General features: G+C 55.1%; 5 protein-coding genes and 1 rRNA gene. All 6 read right to left on the bottom strand.

From position 1 onward, the window contains the following. Positions 1–580: ribosomal RNA gene (locus M5J09_RS04235) — 16S ribosomal RNA — on the bottom strand; the annotation flags it as partial. Between the two features lie 614 nt (positions 581–1194). Next, positions 1195–2454 carry a tyrosine--tRNA ligase gene (gene tyrS / locus M5J09_RS04230; RefSeq protein ID WP_042530980.1) on the bottom strand — a complete coding sequence of 420 codons (1260 nt, stop codon included), beginning with the start codon at positions 2452–2454 and terminating at the stop codon, positions 1195–1197. A 44-nt stretch (positions 2455–2498) separates the two neighbouring features. After that, positions 2499–2678: a Trm112 family protein gene (locus tag M5J09_RS04225; RefSeq protein WP_042530982.1), complete on the bottom strand. Its 180-nt coding sequence runs from the start codon at positions 2676–2678 to the stop codon at positions 2499–2501. Positions 2679–2689: 11 nt separating this feature from the next. Further along, complete coding sequence (locus tag M5J09_RS04220; RefSeq protein ID WP_042530984.1) at positions 2690–3283, bottom strand: hypothetical protein; 594 nt, start codon at positions 3281–3283, stop codon at positions 2690–2692. A gap of 33 nt (positions 3284–3316) precedes the next feature. Beyond that, a complete protein-coding gene (locus M5J09_RS04215; protein ID WP_257157050.1) occupies positions 3317–4882 on the bottom strand; it encodes a VWA domain-containing protein in 1566 nt (521 codons plus the stop codon). Between the two features lie 36 nt (positions 4883–4918). After that, complete coding sequence (locus M5J09_RS04210) at positions 4919–5941, bottom strand: hypothetical protein (protein ID WP_257157049.1); 1023 nt, start codon at positions 5939–5941, stop codon at positions 4919–4921. Positions 5942–6000 lie beyond the last annotated feature (59 nt).

The following is a 6000-nucleotide window of genomic DNA, read 5'->3' as shown; positions in this document are numbered from 1 at the left end:
ACGACGCGACAAACCACCTACGAGCTCTTTACGCCCAGTAATTCCGGACAACGCTCGCACCCTACGTATTACCGCGGCTGCTGGCACGTAGTTAGCCGGTGCTTCTTATACAGGTACCGTCACAAAAAGCTTCGTCCCTGTCGAAAGGAGTTTACAACCCGAAGGCCGTCATCCCCCACGCGGCGTCGCTGCATCAGGCTTCCGCCCATTGTGCAATATTCCCCACTGCTGCCTCCCGTAGGAGTCTGGGCCGTATCTCAGTCCCAATGTGGCCGTACACCCTCTCAGGCCGGCTACCCGTCGACGCCTTGGTAGGCCATTACCCCACCAACAAGCTGATAGGCCGCGAGCTCATCTTGCACCGAAAAAACTTTCCAACCACCACACTAAAGGCAGTTCCTATCCGGTATTAGACCCAGTTTCCCAAGCTTATCCCAGAGTACAAGGCAGATCACCCACGTGTTACTCACCCGTTCGCCACTCGAGCACCCCTTGCAAGCAAGAGGCCTTTCCGTTCGACTTGCATGTGTTAAGCACGCCGCCAGCGTTCGTCCTGAGCCAGGATCAAACTCTCCACAAAAAAAGGCCGTGAAAAGCCCAAACCTAGACAAAAAGACAAACCAAACCGTGCACAGCACGGACTGGCATATCCAAAAATTACATAAAGAAAAAATCAACAACCAACCCCCAACCCGACGGGGCAAAAAAGGGGGCCAGTCAAGTCAGAAGATTTAAATCAATACGCCCAAACAACTTACTGTTATTTACAATGACGCCGCTTGAAAAAGCGCCATCCGGCATACACCAACCATGCCGCACATACGACACGACACAGCCAGAACAATAAAAACCAACCAACACAAAAAAGTACATTGGCACACTATTGAGTTCTCACACATCATCCGCACGTTCTTCGCAGCTAACATCTGATGGTTGCTGCTCTGAGCGGCTGGAGTTCATACTCTAGCTAACAAGTTTAATCTTTGTCAACTAGGAGTTAATCTCCGTGTCATCCGCTTGTCGCGGCGACCTCGATAAATATACGCACGCCCCCATATTTCGACAAATCGGCAGGTCATTCCTACTTTTCACTATTCGAAAAGTTCTAAGCTTCGCAAGCGGCCTAAAACGACGAATGCCCGTCGAGAATCTCGACGGGCATGATGGCGGTTGCCTTAGCAGCAGATGGTTCGGCTAGCTCAGCTTCGCACCGGCAAAGTTCTTCTTGCCGCGACGCAGCACGAGCCACACACCGTGAAGAAGATCCTCTTCCGCCGGCTCCCAATCATCAGACTCGATGCGCTGGTTATTGACGTACGCGCCGCCCTCCTTAACGGTACGACGCGCAGCACCCTTAGAGTCCGCAAGGCCGGAGGCCACTAAAAGATCGATAATGGTGCGCGGCTCGTCGGCTGCGATCTCCGCTACCTCAGTTTCAGAAAGCGCTCCTGCCAGAGTGCCTTCATCCAAATCTGCAAGCTCTGCCTTTCCGAACAGAGCTTGGGCGGCAAGCTCTACAGACTTCGTGGCCTTCTCGCCGTGGACCAGTGTGGTCATTTCCTGAGCCAAGCGTCGCTGTGCCTCGCGACGGAAAGGCTCGTCAGCTACCTTCTGCTCGTAGTCAGCGATTTCTTCCTGAGTTAGAAAGGTAAACCAACGAAGGTAGTCAATAACGACGGAGTCCCCGGCATTCAGGAAGTACTGGTACCAGGCGTAAGGAGACGTCTTCTCCGGATCCAGCCACAGCTTGCCGCCACCGGTGGACTTACCAAACTTTTGCCCCTGCGCATCCGTGACGAGCGGAACAGTCAGGCCATGGACTTTAGCCCCATTGACGCGGCGGTTGAGGTCTACACCGGAAACGATGTTGCCCCACTGATCGCCACCGCCGATTTGGAGTACGCAATCATGCTCATTGTGAAGGTGTACATAGTCATTGGCCTGAAGAAGCATGTAGGAAAACTCGGTGTAGGAAATGCCATCCGATTCCAAGCGGCGCTTCACGGTATCACGATCCAGCATGGTGTTGAGGGAAAAGTTCTTGCCTACATCACGCAGGAAATCGATGACAGACATCTGAGAAATCCAGTCAGCATTGTTCACCATGGTGGCAGCATTGTCGCCGTCAAAGTTAATGAACTGACGCAACTGCTTCTTGATCGCCACCAAGTTGTCGTTGATGGTCTCCTGGGAGAGCATGGAACGCTCCCCTACATCGCGCGGATCACCAATCTGGCCAGTGGCGCCACCGGCCAAGGCAATTGGGTGGTGTCCTGCTTCCTGGAAACGACGAAGCATAATCATCGGAACGAGGTGACCAGCATGGAGAGAATCTCCAGTCGGGTCGAAACCACAGTACAGAGTGATGGGCTCCTCACAGGCCTCGCGAAGTGCGTCGAGGTCGGTGGATTGGTTAATGAGACCGCGCCACTGCAGCTCATCAATGATGTTCATGAAAGCTCCTTTTTAGATGTCGATACCGTGCTGTGCTGTGAGGACTATTTTTCGGGCGGCCACGGGATCGTGTGGTCGACCAACATGACAGGGATGTCGTTCTCAATGGGATAGGCCACGCCTAGGCGTTCGTTGACCAAGACTTGCTCCTCAGCCAAATATTTCAACGGACCTTTATCCTGCGGACACACCAGGATGTCAAGCAGCTTCGGATCGAGACTCATAGTCGCTAACCCTACACCTCCTTAGATTCGATAGAGGGAAGGGTCCCGTCGTATTCGAGTTTGAGTGCCATCGAGTGATTACGCAGGTTTCGTACCGAATTCTGCGCAATAGCTTCACGGATTTCATCCATCTCACGGCCCAGGATTCCCAGCGACTCGCTCATCTCCTGGACTGCGACGGGATTCTTCAGGTCGGTAACCTCAAGGTAAGACTTCACCAGCTCGTCGGAGTGCTCTTGAATCATGTCGCGTACCAAAGCCTGCTGGTGAGGAGCATCATCCAAACGATGCCAGTTGTTCAGTACCCACAAAGCAGATTCATCAAAGGAATCCCACGCATGCTGGACGGGACCAGGGACCTTGCGGCGACGCAAGTTATAACGGATTCCCTCCAACGTACTGACTAGCTGGCCCGGGCCGGCCTTCGGTGCTTCGAGAACCTTCTCCTGCTTCGGCGGTGTCACCAGTCCCGCTGCCGCACCGGCACACACTGCCACAACGGGCCACAAAAAGCCCAGGCCACCGCCGGTGAGCACGTGCAGGATGACAACGAGGGCCGTCACCACACAACCGACGACAACTTTTCGCGAATTCACAGCGTTCATAGGGTTTGCCTCCTAGGAGTAGGCGGAGTTGCTTTACTGGTAGGCACGGATTTCTTCGAATGCCGCAGCGAGGTCACCGTTCAGTGCGTCAAAGGTCTTGCCGCCGGTGAGTGCTGCCAGTTCCTGCATCTCCTGGATGTTGGCCTCACCGTACAAGATGACGAAGACGGGAATCTCCTTCTTCTCCGGCGGGAGCTGCTCATATGCTTCCTTGAACTGCGCGAACGTGCGTCCGCGAGTCACTTCACCATCAGTCATGAGAACCACAGTGCCTATATCTCCGCTGCTGGTGTCTACCTCGTTGAAGGCGGAGAGGACTGCTTCGAAGGTGGCGGTGTCGCCGTCGGCAACGAGACGCTCCACTCGATCCGCTAGCTCCTTCGTCGTTGCGGGGTTGTCCTTGTCAACCCGGGCACGGGTTGGCTGTTGGGGCTCGGAGGAGTACGGGATGAGTTTAATTTGCTCGCGGTTACGGAAGGCGACCTGGCCCTCGCCGTCGGCGGAGCCATCAGCAGTTCCGTCAATCAACGGAAGCAAACTGTTCTTGAGAAGGTCGATGCGCTGCCCTTCCATCGACCCAGAGGTGTCAAGGACCAAGGCCGTATTGCCCGGGTTACGAAGCTCGTGAGCGAAGGCATCCCCTAGGGCCTCGACCGTTTTTTCATTGGCCGGGTACGGCAGCTCAAAGACAGTGCCCGGCAAGTCAGTGTCGTCAACTCGCAGGTGGTAGTCTTTAAGTTTCTCTGGGTGCTCACCCAACCATTCAGCTAGAGCCTGAACTTTGCCTTCGACCTCAGTGTCTTGCGAGCTAGACAGCGCTGACAGCGGGTAATCCGCAGAAATGACACCATCGGAAGGGATGACCACCTCGAGGTCGGCTCCTTCGTCCTTAAGTTGGTACAGCACCGACTCATAATTGAAAATCGCATCAGCCTGCTCTGGGTGCTCTCGGAACCGATCTGCCAGCCAGCCCGAGGAACCCGACGTCAAGGTTTGGTGGGCAAAGAGCTTCTGAACCTTGCCTGTGGCCTGACGGATGTCTGCCTCAGAAAGCGCTCGGCCAGTGTCAGCAAACGCCGTCGTCGCCGCAGACAGGGCGGAGAAACCCGAATTCGACGTCGTTGGATCAGTCATACCAAACGTAATCCCGGAGTCTGCTATCTCCTGCCACGTCGGCTGCTTCGTGGTCCAGCCCTTCTCGGTCGCGACGGAGGACTGCACTCCGAGCACCACTGGGGAGCGTGCCACACTATATTCTTTGCCCAGCTTTCCGTCGGCACCAATAATGCGTGCAAAGCGGTTGGTAGCAAACCACGTGGCATCGTAGGTGCCGTCGAATCCGCCCTGCTTGAGGGTGTGAGAATTCGCTAGGGTGCCGTCCTCGGTAGTCATCGTGATATCAAAGCCGAGGGCCCGGGAGGCGTCATCAAGCACCGGCGCCAAAGGCTTCAGCTCCGTTGCTGCCACGATGTTGAGGCCGCCACTGAAGGACGTACCGGAGTCAGGAGTATCCGTGTCATCCAGCAGACCCTCCAAGGAGCATGCTGACAACACCATGGCGCTCATCATGGCAAGCAGCACTTTCACAGAGCGAAACATTCTCATTTTCCTTCCTGATGTTCTCACTGGCCGGTCCTAGCTCAGTTCCTTCAACAGCATGTCGTATTGATCCCACATGGGCGGATTTACCTCGTCATCATGCTTGAGGATGTCGTAGTCGTGTTGCCACGCAAAGTTTGCGAAATACTCGGGCTTCACAGTCCGGAGGCCACGTTTCGCCGCCGCTTCTTGGAAGGGCTCCTGACCCAATGCCGTAGCCATCATGTCTCCTTCCTCTGTGCGGGGGACCACTGTGCTGTTGAGTGATGCCGATGGACTCAAGAGCAGCGAGGTGTAGGCCGACATATCCTTACCGTCACTGACAAGACGGAGGTACTGCGCCTCAGTCGTCAGCACCATGGGCATTTCCCCCTTGCCCATCCGTAAAAAGGCATCAAGCATTCCCTGTGATGTGGTCTCACCGTAACCTTGGTCCGCTACGAGAAGGCGGGTGATCTCACCTGCGCGTTCGCGTACTCTCGCCATGTCATCGCGGCCAACTTCTTCGGCGGCAGGCCCCATGGCTACGGAATTAATCTCAGCGGCGTATCGCAGGGCGGCATTTGACTCCGTCACCCGTGGTACCGCCACATCTACAGCACGAGGGGAACCAAAGGCCGGACTAATGTCCCGCCAACGTTTATCCTCTAGCGAAAGATCGACCAACGTGTGAAGGTTGAGCGTTTCGTAGCCATTTTCCTCAGTCACCACGTTATGGGACTTCATGTCGTCGACAAGGTCACTGTGCACGAGCGCAATAAGTGGTGTGGAAAAGACACGCTTGGAGCTGCCGTCCGACTGCGTACGAACAGTGTTAGCGTCCCATGTCTCAAGAGTGTGTGCGGCACCGTCCAGCTCGGCCATAAAAAAGTCATACTTTTTGGGGGAGTTCTCGATGAGCGCAATCATGTCTGGTGCTGAAAACACATCGACCTCAAGCTCAATGTGTCGTTCTTTCAAGGCTTTTATCGTTGCGGGATCCTTGAAGTACTCTTCGTGCTCAGGGCTAATGGCACCTGTGATGTGGTGGACATCCTCAGAGGAATCAAAGTCTGGCATGGAAATTCCCCCACGCCCGATGACGATTGACACCACCGCAATCACAAGAAAAACCAAGG

The sequence above is a fragment of the Corynebacterium sp. BF-R-2 genome (assembly GCF_024586525.1).
GTDB classification, from domain to species: domain Bacteria; phylum Actinomycetota; class Actinomycetes; order Mycobacteriales; family Mycobacteriaceae; genus Corynebacterium; species Corynebacterium singulare.
The sequence above is the reverse complement of the archived record's forward strand: the minus strand, read 5'-3'. Positions and strand labels throughout refer to the sequence as shown.

Excerpts from the sequence above, each read along its gene's own strand:
- M5J09_RS04215 (WP_257157050.1), bottom strand. The coding sequence starts at position 4,882 with ATGTTTCGCTCTGTGAAAGTGCTGCTTGCCATGATGAGCGCCATGGTG.
- M5J09_RS04210 (WP_257157049.1), bottom strand. The coding sequence starts at position 5,941 with ATGCCAGACTTTGATTCCTCTGAGGATGTCCACCACATCACAGGTGCC.
- tyrS (WP_042530980.1), bottom strand. The coding sequence starts at position 2,454 with ATGAACATCATTGATGAGCTGCAGTGGCGCGGTCTCATTAACCAATCC.
- M5J09_RS04220 (WP_042530984.1), bottom strand. The coding sequence starts at position 3,283 with ATGAACGCTGTGAATTCGCGAAAAGTTGTCGTCGGTTGTGTGGTGACG.
- M5J09_RS04225 (WP_042530982.1), bottom strand. The coding sequence starts at position 2,678 with ATGAGTCTCGATCCGAAGCTGCTTGACATCCTGGTGTGTCCGCAGGAT.